This window comes from Hafnia sp. CBA7124, assembly GCF_002355555.1.
GTDB classification, from domain to species: domain Bacteria; phylum Pseudomonadota; class Gammaproteobacteria; order Enterobacterales; family Enterobacteriaceae; genus Hafnia; species Hafnia alvei.
Window position 1 is genome coordinate 4085839 of the sequence record NZ_AP017469.1, and the last position, 19654, is coordinate 4105492.

Consider the following 19654-nt stretch of genomic DNA (forward strand, 5'->3'; position numbering starts at 1 on the left):
AGGAATTGACGAACAATTACGGGGATCTTGAGGTTGCTATGAACATTTTTGCACAAGCAGCACGACTGGAAGAAGAGAACAAACCCTTTGCTTTGGCACAGATTATTGAGAGTCGAGGATCAACGCCGCGTCACTCAGGCCAAATGCTGGTATTGGCCGATGGCAGCATCGTTGGCACTATCGGCGGCGGCATGGTTGAGCGCTTGGTCATCGATCAGGCACTCGAAGCCTTATCTGAACGCAAAGCACGTGTTTTCCATGGACGCATGGCGCGTAACGGCCAAGATGCCGTTGGTTCTGACTGCGGTGGGGCTATGTCGGTTTACATTGACGTGCATGGTTTACGCCCTCGCTTAGTTTTAATTGGTGCTGGCCATGTTAACCGCGCAATTGCTCAGGCCGCAGCCTTGCTCGGTTTTGATTTGCACGTTGCTGATACCTACGCTTCCAGTCTTAATCCTTCACTGTTTCCTGCGGGCACTACGCTGGTTCATGCAGAGACCTTCAGCGCGGCCATTGAAAAACTAAATATCGAAAAAGAAAACTTCGTCATAATTGCAACCAACAACCAAGACAAAGAAGCCCTTGATGTCTTAATCGAAAAACCAGTGAGCTATCTCGGTCTGCTCGCAAGCCGCAGAAAAGTACAAACATTCACACAGGCATTACGTCAGCAAGGTATCACGCAGGAGCATCTTGAACGGCTGCACGCCCCGATTGGCTACAACATCGGAGCAGAAACGCCGGAAGAGATTGCCGTCAGCATCATGGCTGAAGTTTTACAGATAAAAAACCATGCTGCCGGTGGGTTAAAACAGGATGATGTGAGATTGAAGCGCGACAAACTCGTCGTCATTCGCGGGTCTGGCGATATCGCCACCGGCGTCGCGTTACGGCTTTATCATGCAGGTTTTCATGTCATCATGTTAGACATTGCTAAGCCCACCGTCATCCGCCGAACCGTCGCGTTTGCTCAGGCTATTTTCGTTAACGAAATGACGGTTGAAGGCGTAACGGCGAGAAAAGCGAGCAGCATCGACGAGGCTTTCAGCATACTTGATCGCGCTGAAATTCCCGTGCTTGTTGATGAACAAGCCAGCTATCTCAGCGAACTCAAACCGCGTTTTTTAGTGGATGCCATTTTGGCGAAACAGAACTTAGGCACCCACAAAGATATGGCGCCGGTGACTGTCGCTCTGGGCCCCGGATTTAATGCCGGACATGACTGCGACGCCGTCATTGAAACCAATCGCGGACACTATCTTGGCCGCGTCATCTATCAAGGTTACACCCAACCCAATACGGGTATCCCAGGCAATATTGCCGGTCACACCACGCGCCGTGTTATTCGAGCCCCAGCCTCTGGCATCATGCATTGCTGCGTTGCGCTGGGTGACTTAGTCAAAGAAGGTGATGTGATGGGGCATATCGGAGAAACACCGGTGTTTGCTCCGCTGTCAGGAATGGTGCGCGGTTTATTGAGTGAAGGATTAGAGGTGAGTGCCGGATTTAAAATTGGCGATATCGATCCGCGCGGTGCTGAGGCTGACTACACCACCGTTTCAGATAAGGCGCGCGCCATTGGTGGTGCGGTTCTGGAAGCTATGATGAAGCTGGGTCGAAAACACTAACTTCTTCTTTCTAAATGACTTATTCGCTCACTCCATCTCTTTTCTTTAGTCTGATAAGGCATCAAGAAAAGAAAATGGAGCGAGCTCACTACTTCACAATTTAATGAGAAATCACCGTTCCGGTTTTTCCCTCAATGCCTTGCTGGGCTTTACTCAACACGGTAATCAGAGCTTGGCGACCAGGGCGAGACTCTGCAAATGAAACCGCAGCTTCGACCTTAGGCAACATCGAACCCTTGGCAAAATGTCCCTCTTCAATGAAACGCTGAGCATCGGCGATACTCAGTTGATCAAGCCATTGCTCATTGGGCTTACCAAAGTTAATCGCCACTTTTTCAACCGCGGTTAAAATAATCAGCATATCTGCATCAATCATTTCAGCCAGTTTAGCGCTCGCCCAATCTTTATCGATAACCGCGCCCGCGCCGCGTAAGTGATTGCCTTCACGCAGAACAGGAATACCGCCACCGCCAACCGTAATCACCACTTGTCCCGCATTTAGCATCGCGGCCACGGTTTCTTTCTCAACGATATCAACCGGTTTTGGCGAAGCTACCACGCGGCGATAGCCACGACCTGAATCCTCCTTCATGGTGTAGCCATTTTGCGTCAGCAGTTTTGCTTCTTCCTGTGAGAAGAAAGAGCCTATTGGCTTCGTTGGGTTAGCGAAAGCGGGATCTTTGGCATCAACGATGACCTGCGTAATAATCGTGGCAACCGGCGTATGTAATCCACGGTCGAGCAGTTCTTCACGCAGCGCATTTTGCAGATCGTAGCCAATGTAGCCCTGACTAAGCGCGACACAAACCGACATGGGCAGCATTGGCGTATGCGCTTCCGTTTTCGCCGCGGCTTCAAAAGCCTGATTGATCATTCCCACCTGTGGGCCATTGCCGTGCGTCACCACCACTTGATGACCATGGGCAATCAAATCCACAATCGCTTTCGCCGTCGATTTCACCGCCTGCATTTGCTCGGCGAGTCCTTCACCTAACGCATTGCCGCCCAGCGCAAGCACAATTTTCTTTTTCATCCTATCCCTCGCAAATATTGGTGACGTAAGTTAAACGCTTAAATAATGGTGGATTGAGCAAAAGGCTGACGGTGAATAAAGCGACCAAAGCCAGCCTGCCCGGTAAATTTTTTGTCTTGATATACGCATTCACCCCGGCAAAGCGTGGTGATAATTTCACCTTGGCAGCGATAGCCTTCATAGGGTGAATAATCAGCATTATCATGGAGGTGAGCGTGTTCGATGGTGACGTTTTTCTGTGGGTCGATAATGATGACATCAGCATCAGCCCCCACAGAGAGATTGCCTTTCTGAGGCCACAAGCCAAACAGGCGAGCAGGATTGGTACTGGTTAGCTGCACAAAACGCGCTGGCGAAATTCGGCCTGTCATCACCCCCTCAGAGAACAACAGTTGCATACGGTTCTCAACACCGGGCAAGCCGTTTGGGCAGCGGGTAAAATTCCCGTCCGACATCGTAATGCGTTGTTGATAAGGGAACGTGCAGTGGTCGGTCGCAACCGTATCAATAGCGCCGTCAGCAATACCGCACCACAATTTGTCCTGCTCTCGATGGTTACGTAGCGGAGGGCTGAGAATAAACTTCAGCGCATCTTCCCGTTGATAGCTACGTTCATCTAGCAGCAAATATTGCGGGCAGGTTTCCACCCAAACAGGCTGGTGCCTTTCTCGCGCCAATCGTAAATAGTCCAGCCCCAATCCGTTGGAGAGATGGACGATATACAGCGGTGCATTTCCCGCGAGCTGGGCTAGATTAATCATTCGGCTAATGGCCTCAGCTTCGCACTCAAGCGGGCGGCTCAATGCATGGTACATCGCCGCCGTTTTGCCTTCGGAGATAAACTGCTCGCGCCGCAACGCAATCGCAGCATCATTTTCAGGATGCACCGTCGCCAACGCGCCGACCTTATGTAGCTGCTGCAAAGCGCGCAGCACATCGGCATCGCCTAGCTTGTAGTTGTACGTCAGATAGAGCTTAAAACTGCTAATCCCTTCTTCATGCACCATGGATGACATTTCATTAAGAATGTCGTCATCAATATGCTGGATCACCCCGTGAAAGCTATAATCCACCACGGCTTTTCCCGCCGCATATTGATGATAAGCGTTTAGCTGGTGATGCAAATTGCATCCCGCTGGCCCAAAGCCCATATGGTCAATAATGGTTGTTGTACCGCCGCAGGCTGCTGCGCGTGTGCCGGTAAAAAAATCATCACAGCTACGGGCTATTCCAACATCGATATTAAAATGCGTATGAACATCAATTCCTCCGGGCATCACGTAGCACCCATTGGCATCGATCACCTCTTCAGCCTCATCGTCGGAGATGTGTGCTGCCACGCGTGCAATCATCCCGTTCTCAATCAGCAGATCCTGACGAACTTCACCGTTTTCGCTAACGACTACGCCATTTTTAATCAGCTTTTTCATTGAAGCAGTTTCCTTGAATGCCATACTGAAAAAACCACTCCAGCCAAATTTCGGCGGGAGTGGGTTACGCAATAAACGCTAATTATTTTTTCAGTTCATCAAGGTAAGACAGAGGGATAGCAGCGTACATGGCAGCACAGGTCACCAAATGATCTTTCCAAGTTTTTTCATTTGGCGCATGCGCTTCTGGCTCTTTGCCTGGGCCAAAACCGATAACTGGAATGCCATGACGACCCATGATAGAAACGCCATTTGTCGAGAAGGTCCACTTATCTACAACCGGTTTTTTGTTAAACAGTCCTTCGTAGGCTTTGCTCAGGGTTTTCACCGTGATGTGGTCTTCTTCCACTTTCCATGTTGGGAAGTAGCACTCGGTTGGATATACCAAGCCAGTGTAAGAAGGTCGTTCATAGTTGTACATTGATACCACGGCGTTTGCCGCTTTCACCGCTGGCAGCGCACGGATCTCGTCCAGTGCCCCTTCCCATGTTTCACCCCAGGTCAAGCGGCGGTCGATGGAGACTGCGCAGCTATCGGCAACGGCACAACGGCTTGGTGAAGTGAAGAAAATTTCAGATACGGTTAACGTCCCTTTACCCAAGAAATCATCGTTACCTAAATGGTTAGACAGTTCTTTTAATTCGTTAAGAATTGGGCCCATTTTGAAAATGGCGTTATCGCCGCGTTCTGGCGCCGAGCCGTGGCAGCTGATGCCCTGCACGTCCACGCGAATTTCCATGCGTCCACGCTGGCCGCGATAGATTTGGCAGTCTGTCGGTTCAGTACTAACAACAAATTCAGGGCGAATTTTGGATTGCTCGATAATGTACTGCCAGCATAGGCCGTCACAGTCTTCTTCTTGCACAGTCCCGGTCACCAGCAGCGTGTATTGATCTTCCAGCCCCAGATCTTTAATGATCTTACCGGCATAAACCATCGATGCCATGCCGCCTTCCTGATCCGATGCACCACGTCCACCGATCAGCTCATCATCTTCCATTCCCTGATAAGGATCGAAGTTCCAGTTTTTAATATTACCAATCCCAACGGTATCGATATGGGCATCCATTGCAATCAGATGCGGCCCATGGCCGATATACCCTAAAATATTACCCATTGGGTCAATTTCTACTTTATCGAAACCGACTTTTTCCATCTCTTTTTTAATGCACTGTACAACCAGTTTTTCATCGCAGCTTTCACTTGGGATAGCGATCATATCGCGCAGAAAGCGGGTCATTTCATCTTTGTACTGATACGCTTTTTCCAACACCATTTCGAAAGGAACTTGCTTAGCCATTTTCTTAAACTCCAATGTGTTAGCTCGCTTAAGGCGAGAAAATAAAGGTCAAAAAGTCGTTAATTTCATCGCTTTCAGCTACAGGCGGGATGTTTCCCTTCCCAAACGACTTCTCGGTAATGTTTAACGTCGGTATCGCCTTCCGTGCTGATAAGCAACACAACGGAATCATGATTTAAACCCAGCTGTTGCATCAGCTCTTCACGTTTTGGATGGTGGTGAACGGCGGCCAAGACACCCAGCCCTACGGCACCAGATTCACCAGAAACAATGCGCGGATCGCTTCCCAGCGGATTGCCGAGAACGCGCATACCTAACGCAGCGACTTTGTCTTGGCAGGAGATAAACTGAGTGGCGCAGTTGCGCAGCAGTGGCCATCCGAGCGGGTTAGGTTCGCCGCAGGCTAAACCAGCCATAATGGTGGCCATATCGCCGCCCACATTGACGATTTCACCTTTCAAACCTGAACGGAAAACACAGTCGGCAAGATCGGGTTCAACAATCACGGAATGCAGTTTTTCGGCACCGAAGACATCAACCAGATAGCCCAAAACGCCGCCGGCCATTGCGCCTACGCCCGCCTGTAAGAAGACGTGTGTTGGTCGCTGAATGCCCATCGCCTGCATTTGTTCGACCGCTTCATCGGCCAGCGTGGAATAGCCCTGCATAATCCACGTTGGGATCTTGGTGTATCCCTCCCACGCAGTGTCTTGCACGATTTCCCAGCCGCGTTCTTTGGCAGTTTTCATGGTCAAACGCACTGTGTCGTCGTAGTTCATATCGGTCACGATGCACTCCGCACCCAGATTGCGGATATGATCTACGCGCTCACGCGCGGAGCCTTTCGGCATATAAATCACGGCGTTTTGGCCCAGTTGCTGAGCGGCCCATGCCACGCCACGTCCATGATTACCATCGGTGGTGGTGGCGAACGTCATTTTTTCTGTCAGCGTTGACTTCAGCTTTTCGAAAGAAAATGTATTGATATCAATCTGGTATTTTTCACACAGCAAACGCGCAATCGCGTAAGCCCCGCCCAACATTTTGAAAGCGTTCAAACCGAAACGCTGAGACTCGTCTTTGACTAAAATTTTATTAACGCCAAAAAGCTGAGCCAGTTCGTCTAAAGAACAGAGCGGCGTAGGCTGATAACCCGTTATTTTTTTGTGGAAGGCACGGGCCTTTTGCGCTTCTGCGCGTGAGAAAAGTGGAGACGTTTCACCGTTGAAAAAACGGTTTTGCGCAATATCCACTTTCATAGAGAAAACAGACATAACCCATCCTCATCAGGAGAGTATCCGCCAGAGGCGGAAATACCGACGCATCGACAGATGCGCCGGTGCAGACAGTATTACTTGATACGTTTTTGCGCTTCTTTCAGCAGTTGTTCTAACACCAGACCTGGTTTCGAAAATTTACGCGCGACGATCATGGCGGCGATGATATAAGGCTTCCAGCTGGCTTCTTTGTAAGTAGCAATACGGTATTTTTCAAAGACGCCTTCGGTGACTTCGCCTTCCTTACAAGACACGCCTGAGATATCCGCTGGCAGGCAGTGCATATAGAGCGCCTCGCCGCCTTTGGTGTGCTTCATCATCTCTTCGGTGCAGTGCCAATCTTTATGTTTGGCATTCTCTGCTAAACACTGTTTTTCTAATGCTTTGAGACCGTCATGATCGTTCGCACGCAGCAGTTCGGTGCGCTCTTCCATGACTTTATAAGGCGCCCAAGATTTCGGATAAACGATATCAGCGTCTTTGAATGCTTCAGCCATAGAGTTCACCTGACGGAAGCTGCCACCAGAGGATTCAGCGTTTTGTTTTGCCACCGCAACCACGTCTGGAATGAGGTCATAGCCTTCTGGGTGAGCCAGCGTGACATCCATGCCAAAGCGGGTCATTAGACCGATGATGCCCTGCGGCACAGAGAGCGGCTTGCCGTAGCTTGGTGAATACGCCCACGTCATCGCAATTTTTTTGCCTTTTAAGTTTTCTAGACTGCCGAAATGTTCTTGGAGCCAAGCCAGATCGGCCATCGACTGCGTTGGGTGGTCGATGTCACATTGCAGGTTTACCAATGCCGGACGCTGTGGCAGAACGCCTTGTTCATAGCCTTCATCCAGCGCGGCGCCGACTTCGCGCATATAAGCGTTACCTGCGCCGAGGTACATGTCATCACGAATACCAATAGCATCAGCACAGAAAGAGATCATGTTCGCGGTTTCACGCACGGTTTCGCCATGCGCAATCTGTGATTTACCTTCATCCAGATCTTGTTGGGTTAATCCCAGCAAGTTCAGGGCTGATGCATAAGAAAAACGCGTTCTTGTGGAGTTATCGCGGAAAACGGAGATGCCTAAACCACTGTTGAAAATCTTGGTCGCAATGTTCTCTGCGCGCATGGTTTTTAATGCTTCGGCCAGATCCAGAACCAGTTTCAGCTCATCTGGGCTTTGCTCCCAGGTCAGCAGAAAATCTTTTTCATGCAGATTCGACTTAAGCGCATTGATATCCTTAATTAATTCGTTAACTGTTCTCATCTCATGGCCCTACAAAGTAAGTGATTGGCGTTTGATTTAATCTGCTATGGCGTACGTATGGCGGGTGGTTCAACGCTCGCCGTGAATAGCGACTGTTAACTCTTAAACAATAACTATGCCAAGCTGTGATTAATGGAGAGAGAACGTATGAAATAGGGGGGATAATGTGAGCCACGCCTCATTATTTATTCAAAATCAGCGTGTGCAGTTATGAATATCAGTAATAGTTGCATTATTAACTCACTAAGAAAGCTATTTCACTTTGCATACATCGCAAATAAAAACGTTATTCTCAGATGGGTGACAACCCAGAATGATAACAAAAACCATATTCTTATCAGTTTGATAATAAAGTGTGATGCCAACAACAGAAACTCATCCTAGTTAAGAAAAGGCAATTGATGTTTATCAAACCACACTTTCTATTCATGTATTATCGTAAGGTGAAAAGGACATAATTCCCGCTAACCATAAACGCGAATAATTTAGCGTTAGAGAAAGGTTCTGATTATGACACCCGTAAATGCTCAGTCCATATTGATGCAAATTCAGCCGACGATCTTACGCTTCACAAAAATGCTCGCCAGCGTCTTACAATTGGAAGTCGAAATCGTGGATGCCAATATGACGCGAGTATCGGGCACAGGCCCCTACGGGAAATTTTTTGGCCGAAAGCTCAACAGTAACTCAAGACTTCTTAGGTATGTTCTTGATACTAAGCAGGAAAAAGTTGTTATCCATTCACGATTCGATCCGGTTTGCGACGGCTGCACCAGCAAAGACAGCTGCAAAGAAAAAGCCTTTCTTGGGATCCCCATTATTTTTCAAAACGCCTGCATCGGAGTGATCAGCTTGGTGGCATTTACGCCCGAACAACAAGAGAGAATAAAAGATAATATTCATGAATTCTCTGACTACGTCCGCCATATATCCAATCTTTTTGTCTCTAAGCTCCTAGAAAACCAAGGAGGTAGCGATGGAATAAATAAAATACTCATGAGCCTCATTGAGAATATGGACCAAGGCGTACTGGTTATTGATAATGAGAATAGAGCTAAATTTGCTAATCCCACGGCATTAAAACAGCTTAATGCGTCTCAAGATCAAATTATGGGTAAAACCTTTAATATCAGACCTCTTACTTTTCAACAAAATTATACCAGTGGCCATCTGCAACATATTATTTCCTTTGATGAACAACAGGAACTTATTATTGGTCAGCTGCATGATATTCAAGACCACCAGCTTTTTTTAATGGCATTTCATCAATCTCATTCACCGATGAATGTTGATTTTAATCCTGACGATCCACGCATTGAACATTTAGTTGGGGAATGTCGCCCAATTCGTACTTTAAAGCGTCTGATCACCCGCGTTGCCCCCAGTCCATCCAGCATTCTCGTGGTTGGTGAAAGTGGAACCGGTAAAGAAGTGGTGGCGCGTGCTATACATCAACTGAGCGATCGTAATAACAAACCATTTATTGCCATCAACTGCGCAGCTATTCCAGACCAACTGCTAGAAAGTGAATTATTTGGCTATGTGAAAGGCGCATTCACCGGTGCTTCGGCGAATGGGAAAATAGGCCTGATTCAGGCGGCTAACAATGGCACGCTTTTTTTAGATGAAATCGGAGATATGCCCCTGACGCTGCAGGCTAAACTACTGCGTGCGATTGAATCCCGTGAGGTCCAACCGATTGGTTCCAGTAAGCCAATCCCTGTAGATATCCGAATTATTTCCGCGACTAACCAAAATCTTGAGCAATACATTGCCGACGGAAAATTCCGCGAAGACCTCTACTATCGCTTGAACGTTATTCCTATGACGCTACCACCGCTGCGTGAGCGCCAAGGTGATATTGAGCTCCTAGTGCATTATTTTTTAAATTTGCATACCAAACGTATCGGGATTGTTTATCCCGGCATGGCGCCAGAAGTAATGTCTTTGCTCAAGCTTTACCGCTGGCCGGGCAACGTGCGCGAACTCAGCAATTTGATGGAATATTTGATTAACGTGGTTCCAAGCGGAGAAGTGATTGATATCTCGCTGCTGCCTCCGAATTTGGTCAATGGGCAGGTGATACGCAGCTATAGAGAAGATGTCCCCTATCAAAGCGCGGCAGCGTGCGAAGAGCACGGCGCAACAGGGCTTGAAGACATGGAGCGGCAGATGATCCGCGAAGCGCTAAGCCGCCACAATAATAAAAAACAGGCCGCAGACGAACTTGGCATTGGTATCGCAACGCTGTATCGGAAAATCAAAAAATACGAACTCACGTCATTGTAGGCACTGAGCCCCTTGCGCTAAAGCTGTGCAGGGGCTTGCCCACATTCCACATTTGGCACGATAGCCAATGCGCAGGTCGTGTTAACCGTGAACCAACAACATGCCCATAAGGAACAGGCACAACATCATCGGCAGAGCTAAAATCAGTAATTCCAGCATGCGCTTGCCCGGATGCAAAACCTCGTCCTCTTTCGTTTTGGCTAGCGCCATCGCCCCCAGCAGCACCGCCAGCAAAGACAGAGCACCGGCAAAGCTAAAATCGGCAAACAGCACCGACATCTTCCATGCATTATAAGCTTCTGGCGATACCGTTGCTTGATGCTGCCCTTCTGCCATCCATTGCCACAGCAGCAATACCAGCGGCAGCAGCCATGAGCCTGCGCCAGCAATCCATGAAATACGTCTAATCATTGCCTTCTCCCTAAAACCAAACCCGAGAAAGAGTTAAATCTCGATTTCCACTCAAAAAAAAGCCCCGCAATGCAGGGCTATGAGCTGATTTCTTTAACAGAAATCAGAATGGAATATCGTCATCGAAATCCATTGGAGGTTCATTGCTTTGTGGCTGAGCTGCCGGTGCATTCTGTGGGCGAGCCGCTGGCTGAGAACCGCCGCTAAACTGATTGCCCTGTGGCTGCTGAGGCTGACCCCAACCGCCCTGCTGCCCTTGTGCCTGACCGCCGCCCATAGGAGCGCCGCCGCCTTGACGTCCACCCAGCATTTGCATGGTGCCGCCAACGTTTACGACGATTTCAGTGGTGTATTTTTCAACGCCAGCCTGATCGGTCCACTTACGGGTCTGCAAAGCACCTTCGATGTAAACCTGAGAACCTTTGCGCAGATATTCACCTGCAACCTCTGCCAGCTTGCCAAACAACACTACACGGTGCCATTCGGTTTTTTCTTTCTGTTCGCCGGTTTGCTTGTCGCGCCAAGTCTCGGAGGTGGCCAGAGTAATATTGGCTACAGCACCACCATTCGGCATATAACGGACTTCTGGATCTTGACCCAGATTCCCGACAAGAATCACTTTGTTAACGCCTCTGCTGGCCATTTCGATTCTCCTGATGAAGTAAATTTGTACGCACTCAAAATAATTATAGCGCGTAGTCTAAACCGTTAATTCTATCACGCCAGAGCCCTAACAGCATCACTGTTCGCTTCTGTGAAGTGGATTCCTTAATTGTTTAAGCATAGAACAATTTTGCATTTATATACTGGATATTCATTCAGGTTTTATTGTGCCATAATTGATCGTTTCAAGCATCGTTGTGTACTCCTAAACTGGCTAAATATTGCAGCAGACCGCGCCGTTACTGGTCTCAGCCCATTTTACCGACCGAGAGCACAACGCTGTACTAAGATTATCCAGAGCCTATCCCAATAGGTACTCCGCTGTTGCCCGCTGTGTACGATTTATCAGCAAACTGCGGTAGGTAAGCCTAATGAGATGGGTTCTTCATCCGGGAAGTCGTTAATGGATAAAATAGAAATACGGGGTGCTCGCACCCACAACCTGAAAAATATCAATCTGATCATTCCTCGCGACAAGCTGATTGTTGTGACCGGTCTGTCAGGCTCAGGCAAGTCCTCTCTGGCGTTTGATACGCTGTATGCTGAAGGTCAGCGTCGGTATGTCGAATCGTTGTCTGCCTATGCGCGTCAGTTTCTTTCTTTGATGGAAAAGCCAGACGTTGACCACATTGAAGGTCTATCTCCGGCAATTTCCATTGAGCAGAAATCTACTTCGCATAACCCGCGTTCAACAGTGGGGACAATCACTGAAATCCATGATTATCTGCGTCTGCTGTTTGCCCGCGTTGGTGAGCCACGCTGCCCGGATCATGATGTTCCCTTAGCCGCACAAACCGTTAGCCAAATGGTTGATAACGTACTGACGCAGCCAGAAGGCAAACGTCTGATGCTGCTGGCACCGATCGTCAAAGATCGCAAAGGTGAGCATACTAAAACGCTGGAAAATCTGGCGGCACAGGGCTACATCCGCGCCCGTATCGACGGCGAGGTCTGCGATCTTTCCGATCCTCCTAAGCTGGAGCTTCAGAAAAAACACAGCATTGAAGTTGTGGTCGATCGTTTCAAAGTGCGTGATGACATGGCTCAACGCTTGGCGGAATCTTTTGAAACCGCGCTAGAGCTGTCTGGCGGCAGCGCCATTGTTGCCGATATGGATGACGATAAAGCGCCTGAGCTTCTGTTTTCCGCTAACTTTGCCTGCCCAATTTGTGGCTACAGCATGCGTGAGCTTGAACCACGGTTGTTCTCGTTCAACAACCCGGCTGGCGCTTGCCCAACCTGTGATGGTTTGGGGGTGCAGCAATATTTCGATCCCGATCGCGTGGTGCAAAACGCCGAGCTGTCACTGGCCGGCGGCGCAATTCGCGGCTGGGATCGCCGTAACTTCTACTATTTCCAAATGCTGAAATCGTTAGCAGATCATTATCATTTTGATGTGGAAGCGCCATTCGGTAGTTTGGATGCTAAAACGCAGAAAGCCGTGCTGTATGGCTCCGGCAAAGAGTCGATTGAGTTTAAATATATCAATGACCGCGGCGACATTACGGTACGCAACCATCCGTTTGAAGGCGTATTGCACAATATGGAGCGTCGCTACAAAGAAACGGAATCTTCTGCGGTACGCGAAGAGCTGTCAAAATTTATCAGCAACCGTTCATGCGCATCGTGCCACGGCACCCGTTTACGTGAAGAAGCACGTCATGTATTCGTTGAGAACACTACGCTACCTGTGATTTCAGATCTTAGTATTGGCGATGCTCTAACGTTCTTCCGCGATCTTAAACTACAGGGCCAGCGTGCCCAGATTGCCGAAAAAATCCTGAAGGAAATCGGCGACCGCCTGAAGTTCTTGGTTAACGTGGGCCTGAACTATTTAAGCTTGTCTCGCTCTGCCGAAACACTGTCCGGCGGTGAAGCGCAGCGCATTCGCTTGGCGAGTCAGATCGGCGCAGGTCTGGTTGGTGTGATGTACGTACTGGATGAGCCTTCAATCGGCCTCCATCAGCGCGACAACGAACGACTTCTGGAAACCTTGATCCACCTGCGCAATCTGGGTAACACCGTGATTGTGGTGGAGCATGATGAAGATGCCATTCGCGCAGCAGATTACGTCATTGATATCGGCCCAGGCGCGGGCGTGCACGGTGGTGAAGTGGTTGCTCAAGGCTCCGTGGATGAGATTATGGCGGTGCCTGAATCTCTGACCGGCCAGTTCCTTAGCGGCAAGCGTGAAATCGCGGTACCTGCGGAACGCGTTCCTGCCGATGCCACCAAAGTGCTTAAGCTGATTGGCGCCAGCGGAAACAACCTGAAGGACGTTACGCTAACGCTGCCTGTCGGTCTTTTCACCTGTATCACCGGCGTTTCCGGCTCCGGTAAATCCACGCTGATTAACGACACCCTGTTCCCGATTGCGCAAACCCAGCTAAACGGTGCAACGCTCGCGGAACCTGCGCCTTATCGCGCGGTGGAAGGAATGGAACATTTCGATAAAGTTATCGATATTGACCAAAGCCCAATCGGCCGTACGCCACGCTCGAACCCAGCAACCTATACCGGCATCTTTACGCCGGTACGCGAGTTGTTTGCAGGCGTTCCAGAATCACGCGCGCGCGGTTATAACCCAGGACGCTTTAGCTTTAACGTTAAAGGCGGACGCTGTGAAGCCTGCCAAGGCGATGGGGTTATCAAGGTCGAAATGCATTTCTTGCCGGATATCTACGTACCTTGCGATCAATGTAAAGGTAAGCGTTATAACCGTGAAACGCTGGAGATTAAATACAAAGGCAAGAGCATCCACGAAGTGCTGGATATGACGATTGAAGAAGCGCGTGAGTTCTTCGATGCGGTTCCGGCGCTAGCGCGTAAGCTGCAAACGCTGATCGATGTCGGCCTGTCCTATATTCGCTTAGGTCAGTCAGCAACCACGCTGTCTGGCGGCGAAGCACAGCGCGTGAAGCTGTCTCGCGAACTCTCCAAACGCGGAACCGGCCAAACGCTGTATATTCTGGACGAGCCAACTACCGGCCTGCATTTTGCTGATATTCAGCAACTGCTAGCGGTATTGCATCAATTGCGCGATCAAGGCAACACCATCGTGGTCATTGAACATAATTTGGACGTGATTAAAACGGCTGACTGGATCGTTGATTTGGGGCCAGAAGGCGGCGGCGGCGGCGGTCAGATTCTGGTATCAGGCACACCGGAAACGGTGGCTGAGTGTGAGCAATCACATACTGCTAGGTTCTTGAAACCGTTACTGAATAAAAAATAGAGTACCGTTACAAGCCTAAAATTAATGCGCCCCGATGAGAACGATCACCGGGGCGTTTTATATTTTGGCATTCGCTATCCGCTTACCTATTAAAAAAGATTACAGCCCTTGGCGGGTTTGCTCACCGATATGGTTAAGCGCTAAAGAATAAGAGCCATCAACCAGTTTATAGAGCAAAGAATCCTTGAGGGTGCCGTCGAGGAAAATCGTACTCCAATGTGCCTTATTCAGGTTAGGGCTTGGAACGATATCTTTATGTTCGCTGCGCAGTTGCGCTGCCTGCTCACAGCTCATTTTAAGCGCCACTGCAGGGCGACCTTCAACATGGTCGACCATCGCAAACATCACGCCGCCTACTTTAACCTGATTGGCTCGCCAACGATTTTGAACGCTTTGCTCCGCTCCCGGTTTAGCCATGCAGTATTGCAAAAATGCCGAATTATTCATGAACAATATCCCCTTGTATAGTTGCGACGATCCGGCGCGTACCGCCGTGCACGCGGTGTTCGCCAAACCATATCCCCTGCCAGGTTCCCAACTGTAGCTTTCCCCGACATATCGGTAACGTTAGGGAGGCCCCTAACAGCGAAGACTTAATATGCGCAGGCATATCATCATCGCCTTCATAGTCGTGCTCATAGGGAGCATCTTCGGGGACCGTTCGCATGAAGTGTCGCTCCATATCGTAACGGACAGTGGGATCACAGTTTTCGTTGAGGGTTAACGACGCGGAGGTGTGCTGCAGCAGCAGATGCAATATCCCAACCTCGACAGAGGCTAGCTGTGGGAGTTTTTCGATAATTTCATCGGTGACCAGATGGAAACCACGCGGCTTTGCATGCAAAACAATAGTGTGCTGATACCACATCTTCAGACGTCCTTAACTAGTATATTCTTTGTACAATAGTCGGCAACTTTTGAGCGTCAAAAGTTATGTAAAGACCTATTTAGCCTACGCCCCAGACAGACAGTTTGCAGCAGTCAATTTTCCTCTCTATGCAAAATTCGCATAAAAAAGCCCATGTGCTTTTGCTACATGGGCTATAGAAATCTTAATCAACTTATTGAATATTAATTAGTTAAAATCATCTGCCAGCGATTTGCCATCCATGTTCCGCTGCTTTGCATCAGGAAACCGAATATTCCTCCTAGGCACAACGCCAAAACTACCGCTAGCCACTCGGACTGTGAGCCAAACAGCGCACATGCACCGATAAAACTGCCGGGAACAAAGCAAAGCAGGCGAAACCGAGATTGGGCGCACATCATGAAGGATATCGCCCCAGTAATGACTGCAGCATAGCTAAAATCGGTCGAGGCAGTCAGTGCCATAGCCATCGAAGCCCAGCTTGCACCACTCACATTAGCCGCAAGGCCACGACATAAACCGAGTAGTCCTTTGCTAGGAATAGCAAAATAGGTTGTACAACCTAAAAAGCCAATCCAGCTCATGAGTACCAACTGTTCAGCTAGCCATGCCCAAACGCCGGATAAAATGCCGGTGCTTAGCGCAAGACAAAGCAGCAATCGCATGTCTTTTGTCATCATGACGCTATCGCTAATGCCCCAAGACCGATAAACAGCCCAGCAATCGTTGCACTCATCAAGTTAGAGAGCGTCGCCGCAAGCAAAGCGCGTAATCCTAAGCGTGCAATATCCGATGCACGCTCTGGAGCGACGGCGCTAAATGCCCCCACCACCACCGCAATCGAGCCGAAGTTGGCAAAACCGCAGAGTGCAAAAGAGATAACGGCAATGGTTTTTGGATCTAAGGCACCGGCCGCTTCCCTGAGATAGGGAGAGAAATTCACATACGCGACAAACTCGTTAATGGCCAGTTTCTGCCCAATCAAACCGCCGGCCAGCGCAGAGTTATCCCAGCTTACGCCCATGATGTATGCCAACGGTGAGAAGAGATAACCTAGCAGGCTTTCCAAGCTGACGCCTGACCAACCAAACAAACCGCCAACCCCGCCGATGATGCCGTTAATCAACGCAATTAACGCAACAAACGCCATCACCACCGTCGCCACACCAACGGCAATCTTAAGACCTAACATTGCCCCGCTCGCCGCCGCTTCAATAACACTCGCGGGGCGCTTATCGCTAAACGACATCTGGCTAAATTCAACCTGAGACTCCTCCGTGGCGGGGCTGAGCATGCGCGCAAACAAGATCCCGCCCGGAATCGCCATCAACGATGCAGCCAACAAGTACTCAATGGGCACGCCTAAGCCTGCATAACCCACCAACATGGAACCTGCAATTGACGCCATCCCACTACAAATGACCGTAAAAAGTTCGTTGCGGTTCATTTTGCTAATAAATGGTTTGAGCACCGCCGGGAGTTCGTTTTGCCCAAGAAATATCGTGGTGACCGCTGCAAACGCCTCTACTTTGCTCACTCGCATCATTTTCTGGAACACATAACCAAGAATATTAATAACCCAGCCCATCACGCCAATATAATAAAGAATCGAGATCAGCGAGGTAATAAAAATAATGGCGGGCAATACATGAAATGCGAAAACGAAACCAGCACCGTCAAATAACACATTCATTTTAGGGCCAACCAGACCACCAAAAATAAATGAACTACCGGCATCACTGTATGAGATAACCTTATTAACCCCACTCGCAATGGCGTTAATCAGCCATTTCCCCGCAGGTACATAAAGCATCACCGCACCTAGAACAATCTGTAATAAAAGTGCTGCACCAACCGTTCTTATTTTAATTTTTCTTCGATTATTAGAAAAAATAAAAGCGATTAAAAGAAGTATACCAATACCAAGCAAGCTGCGTAATAAGTCCATAAATCCGTCCCTTCGATATATGCAGCCATAGCCAAAATAATTCGAGTTACATTGAGGCGGTAAGTAAATCCCGATGAGCTTACTCAAGTAAGTGATTCGGGTGAACAAACGTAGCCAACAAAAATGCAGCTTGAAGTATGATGGATATATACCTGAAAGAGGATAAGCGTAGAAACCCATCCACCTTTCAGGTTGGCATTTTATTTAATTGTTAATATCAGGATAAAACTTAAGGAGTAACGCTATTTTTATGCTGCGGTCTCCTGGTAGCAACATGCAATCTGAGCGGCTAGTTTTGCATTATTAAATACCAATTGGATATTGGAGTGCAGGCTATCGCCCCCCGTGAGTTCAGCCACTCTGGCCAGCAAGAATGGCGTGCTGTCTTTCCCATGAACGCCCTGTTCTACCGACTCCTGAACGGCTTGCTCAATCGCCGCATTGATTTTAGCTTCAGGCATCGCAAATTGTTCGGGGATCGGATTAGCAATCACCATTCCACCATCCAAACCAGACTGCCACTTGGTCGCCATTGCCTTCGCTATCTGCTCGGGCTCATCTAATTGAATGCTGACGGAGAACGGACTAGTACGGCAGAAAAATGCGGGTAGCACCTGAGTTTGATAGCCAATCAGCGGCACGCCGTGCGTCTCAAGATATTCGGTGGTTAACCCTAAATCCAGAATCGATTTGGCTCCGGCACAAATTACGGCCACGTTGGTTTTTGCTAGCTCTTGTAAATCAGCTGAGATATCAAATGTTTGTTCAGCCCCGCGATGAACACCGCCGATACCACCGGTGGCAAAGACATGAATACCGGCCATTTCGGCAATAATCATGGTCGAAGCCACGGTTGTTGCACCGTTTTTGCCTGCTGCAACGATGAATGGCAAGTCACGGCGGCTCACTTTCGCCACGTTGTGGCCTTCTTTGCCGAGCAGCTCAATCTCTTCGCGGGATAAGCCTGCTTTCATACGGCCGTTAATAATCGCAATCGTCGCAGGCACTGCACCATTTTCACGAATTTGCTGCTCAACCGCCAACGCCGTTTCGGCATTTTGTGGGTAAGGCATACCATGGGAAATAATGGTAGATTCTAAAGCCACAACGGGGCGGTTATTGGCTAGTGCCTCAGCAACTTCCGGCGAAATATCCAGATACTCATTGGTCATAATGTTATTTTTCATGATTGTAATTCCAACAGTTTTTGAACACTGCCATTCGACAGATTAGGGTTATTAGTAAATTCAGAGGAAAGAGTTAACGCGGAGCATCCCTGCGCAAAACGGATACTTTCGGCAAGCGTCATATCTTCAAGCCAACAGCTAGCCAGCCCGGCCATCATGGCATCACCAGCCCCTGTCACATTGACGATATTCACCGGCAAAGGACTCGACCAACCGCTTTGCCCATCAATCTCGCTGTAAAAAACACCGGCCGCTCCCATGCTTAGCGCAATTCGCTGTACGCCTTGTTCATGGAACCATTTAGCCGCTTTAGGTGCATCTTTTGGGCTCGTAATCGTCATTCCACTGAGGATTTCGGCCTCAAGGCGATTAGGCTTCAAGGTATGAATATGTGATAGCCAATTTCGGATCTTGGGTGCTTTAAATGCAGATACGGTATCAACAAATATTGGCACACTGCCTGCGTGGCTAAATAACCATGCCAAAGCATCTTCGGTAAGGTTGCAGTCAACGATCAATACACCGGCATGCTGAATAAGATCTTTTGACGTTGCTAATAATGCTGGCGTCAGTTTTTCTAAAATGCGCATATCATTAATAGCGACCAGCATTTCACCGCCTTCGTCTAATAACGAGACATAGGTCGATGTGGTTTCACCATGCAGTTTATGGAAACTATCAATATGAACACCGGCTAATTTGGCCTGTTCTAATAAGGTATCCCCATAAAAATCATCGCCTACCACAGAAATCAAATGGCACTCTCGACCCAATAAGGCAATGTTTTGTGCTATATTTCTGCCGACGCCGCCGGGAGTACATTTTATTTTCCCTGGATTAGAATCTTCATAAACTAATTTAGAGGATGAGTATCCACAAACATCCATATTCGTAGAGCCGACGGTAACAACATAGCTGTGCTCAGATAATATATATCCTTTTCCTTTTATATATCCTTTCTTCATTAAGTTCATAATATGTCCTGCTACACCAGAGCGGCTAATACCTAAAACATCGGCAATTTCCTGCTGTGGGATCAAAGGATCACGTCTCAGAAGCTGCAATATCTGCTTTTCTCGGCTAGTCATATTGGACACTTGTTTGTTTTTAAACATGCGTT

The 19654-nt window shown here is 48.7% G+C and carries 16 protein-coding genes; 3 read left to right on the forward strand and 13 right to left on the reverse strand.

The window, feature by feature from the left end; translation table 11 throughout:
* Positions 1–38: 38 nt before the first annotated feature.
* A complete protein-coding gene (yqeB, locus tag CPY98_RS18490) occupies positions 39–1631 on the forward strand; it encodes a selenium-dependent molybdenum cofactor biosynthesis protein YqeB (RefSeq protein WP_096388589.1) in 1593 nt (530 codons plus the stop codon).
* 100 nt (positions 1632–1731) lie between these two features.
* On the opposite strand, the gene arcC is transcribed toward yqeB, so the two are convergent.
* The 5 genes from arcC to ygeW form a co-directional block, all read right to left on the reverse strand.
* Complete coding sequence (gene arcC / locus CPY98_RS18495) at positions 1732–2664, reverse strand: carbamate kinase (RefSeq protein ID WP_043488874.1); 933 nt, start codon at positions 2662–2664, stop codon at positions 1732–1734.
* 38 nt (positions 2665–2702) lie between these two features.
* Positions 2703–4094: a dihydropyrimidinase gene (gene hydA / locus CPY98_RS18500; RefSeq protein WP_096388590.1), complete on the reverse strand. Its 1392-nt coding sequence runs from the start codon at positions 4092–4094 to the stop codon at positions 2703–2705.
* Positions 4095–4176: 82 nt separating this feature from the next.
* A complete protein-coding gene (locus tag CPY98_RS18505) occupies positions 4177–5394 on the reverse strand; it encodes a YgeY family selenium metabolism-linked hydrolase (RefSeq protein WP_025798532.1) in 1218 nt (405 codons plus the stop codon).
* A 74-nt stretch (positions 5395–5468) separates the two neighbouring features.
* Positions 5469–6668, reverse strand: coding sequence for a diaminopropionate ammonia-lyase (dpaL, locus tag CPY98_RS18510; RefSeq protein WP_025798534.1), 1200 nt, complete (start codon positions 6666–6668; stop codon positions 5469–5471).
* A gap of 77 nt (positions 6669–6745) precedes the next feature.
* Positions 6746–7933: a knotted carbamoyltransferase YgeW gene (ygeW, locus tag CPY98_RS18515; RefSeq protein WP_040045589.1), complete on the reverse strand. Its 1188-nt coding sequence runs from the start codon at positions 7931–7933 to the stop codon at positions 6746–6748.
* Positions 7934–8443: 510 nt separating this feature from the next.
* On the opposite strand from ygeW, the gene CPY98_RS18520 reads away from it, so the two are divergent.
* Positions 8444–10222: a sigma-54-dependent Fis family transcriptional regulator gene (locus tag CPY98_RS18520; RefSeq protein WP_025798538.1), complete on the forward strand. Its 1779-nt coding sequence runs from the start codon at positions 8444–8446 to the stop codon at positions 10220–10222.
* Between the two features lie 81 nt (positions 10223–10303).
* Here CPY98_RS18520 and CPY98_RS18525 read toward each other — a convergent pair whose 3' ends face one another.
* A complete protein-coding gene (locus CPY98_RS18525) occupies positions 10304–10633 on the reverse strand; it encodes a hypothetical protein (RefSeq protein ID WP_043488866.1) in 330 nt (109 codons plus the stop codon).
* A 103-nt stretch (positions 10634–10736) separates the two neighbouring features.
* On the reverse strand, positions 10737–11276 hold the full coding sequence (locus CPY98_RS18530) for a single-stranded DNA-binding protein (protein ID WP_043488863.1): 540 nt from the start codon (positions 11274–11276) through the stop codon (positions 10737–10739).
* Positions 11277–11699: 423 nt separating this feature from the next.
* Here CPY98_RS18530 and uvrA point away from each other — a divergent pair, with 423 nt between their 5' ends.
* Positions 11700–14531 carry an excinuclease ABC subunit UvrA gene (gene uvrA, locus CPY98_RS18535; RefSeq protein WP_025798543.1) on the forward strand — a complete coding sequence of 944 codons (2832 nt, stop codon included), beginning with the start codon at positions 11700–11702 and terminating at the stop codon, positions 14529–14531.
* 99 nt (positions 14532–14630) lie between these two features.
* Here the strand turns inward: uvrA and CPY98_RS18540 are convergent, their stop codons facing one another.
* The 6 genes from CPY98_RS18540 to CPY98_RS18565 all read right to left on the reverse strand — a co-directional run bounded on the left by CPY98_RS18540 (position 14631) and on the right by CPY98_RS18565 (position 19649).
* Positions 14631–14978: an MmcQ/YjbR family DNA-binding protein gene (locus CPY98_RS18540; protein WP_025798545.1), complete on the reverse strand. Its 348-nt coding sequence runs from the start codon at positions 14976–14978 to the stop codon at positions 14631–14633.
* Complete coding sequence (locus CPY98_RS18545) at positions 14971–15399, reverse strand: secondary thiamine-phosphate synthase enzyme YjbQ (RefSeq protein WP_043488862.1); 429 nt, start codon at positions 15397–15399, stop codon at positions 14971–14973. The genes CPY98_RS18540 and CPY98_RS18545 overlap by 8 nt, the downstream gene beginning before the upstream one ends.
* 203 nt (positions 15400–15602) lie before the next feature.
* Positions 15603–16079: a DUF1097 domain-containing protein gene (locus CPY98_RS18550; RefSeq protein ID WP_172625160.1), complete on the reverse strand. Its 477-nt coding sequence runs from the start codon at positions 16077–16079 to the stop codon at positions 15603–15605.
* Positions 16076–17347 carry a NupC/NupG family nucleoside CNT transporter gene (locus tag CPY98_RS18555; RefSeq protein ID WP_046448905.1) on the reverse strand — a complete coding sequence of 424 codons (1272 nt, stop codon included), beginning with the start codon at positions 17345–17347 and terminating at the stop codon, positions 16076–16078. The genes CPY98_RS18550 and CPY98_RS18555 overlap by 4 nt, the downstream gene beginning before the upstream one ends.
* 248 nt (positions 17348–17595) lie before the next feature.
* Complete coding sequence (locus CPY98_RS18560) at positions 17596–18534, reverse strand: pseudouridine-5'-phosphate glycosidase (protein ID WP_043488855.1); 939 nt, start codon at positions 18532–18534, stop codon at positions 17596–17598.
* The gene (locus CPY98_RS18565) at positions 18531–19649 is read right to left on the reverse strand and encodes a PfkB family carbohydrate kinase (RefSeq protein WP_043488853.1); all 1119 of its coding nucleotides are present in this window, start codon (positions 19647–19649) and stop codon (positions 18531–18533) included. Before CPY98_RS18565 ends, CPY98_RS18560 begins: the two co-directional genes overlap by 4 nt.
* Positions 19650–19654: the final 5 nt, after the last annotated feature.

Bases quoted from the DNA above. Each gene is read 5' to 3' on its own strand.
- CPY98_RS18505 (WP_025798532.1), bottom strand. From the start codon at position 5,394: ATGGCTAAGCAAGTTCCTTTCGAAATGGTGTTGGAAAAAGCGTATCAG.
- CPY98_RS18550 (WP_172625160.1), bottom strand. From the start codon at position 16,079: ATGATGACAAAAGACATGCGATTGCTGCTTTGTCTTGCGCTAAGCACC.
- yqeB (WP_096388589.1), top strand. From the start codon at position 39: ATGAACATTTTTGCACAAGCAGCACGACTGGAAGAAGAGAACAAACCC.
- arcC (WP_043488874.1), bottom strand. From the start codon at position 2,664: ATGAAAAAGAAAATTGTGCTTGCGCTGGGCGGCAATGCGTTAGGTGAA.
- CPY98_RS18540 (WP_025798545.1), bottom strand. From the start codon at position 14,978: ATGAATAATTCGGCATTTTTGCAATACTGCATGGCTAAACCGGGAGCG.
- CPY98_RS18560 (WP_043488855.1), bottom strand. From the start codon at position 18,534: ATGAAAAATAACATTATGACCAATGAGTATCTGGATATTTCGCCGGAA.
- CPY98_RS18530 (WP_043488863.1), bottom strand. From the start codon at position 11,276: ATGGCCAGCAGAGGCGTTAACAAAGTGATTCTTGTCGGGAATCTGGGT.
- uvrA (WP_025798543.1), top strand. From the start codon at position 11,700: ATGGATAAAATAGAAATACGGGGTGCTCGCACCCACAACCTGAAAAAT.
- CPY98_RS18520 (WP_025798538.1), top strand. From the start codon at position 8,444: ATGACACCCGTAAATGCTCAGTCCATATTGATGCAAATTCAGCCGACG.
- hydA (WP_096388590.1), bottom strand. From the start codon at position 4,094: ATGAAAAAGCTGATTAAAAATGGCGTAGTCGTTAGCGAAAACGGTGAA.
- ygeW (WP_040045589.1), bottom strand. From the start codon at position 7,933: ATGAGAACAGTTAACGAATTAATTAAGGATATCAATGCGCTTAAGTCG.
- CPY98_RS18525 (WP_043488866.1), bottom strand. From the start codon at position 10,633: ATGATTAGACGTATTTCATGGATTGCTGGCGCAGGCTCATGGCTGCTG.
- CPY98_RS18555 (WP_046448905.1), bottom strand. From the start codon at position 17,347: ATGGACTTATTACGCAGCTTGCTTGGTATTGGTATACTTCTTTTAATC.
- CPY98_RS18565 (WP_043488853.1), bottom strand. From the start codon at position 19,649: ATGTTTAAAAACAAACAAGTGTCCAATATGACTAGCCGAGAAAAGCAG.
- dpaL (WP_025798534.1), bottom strand. From the start codon at position 6,668: ATGTCTGTTTTCTCTATGAAAGTGGATATTGCGCAAAACCGTTTTTTC.
- CPY98_RS18545 (WP_043488862.1), bottom strand. From the start codon at position 15,399: ATGTGGTATCAGCACACTATTGTTTTGCATGCAAAGCCGCGTGGTTTC.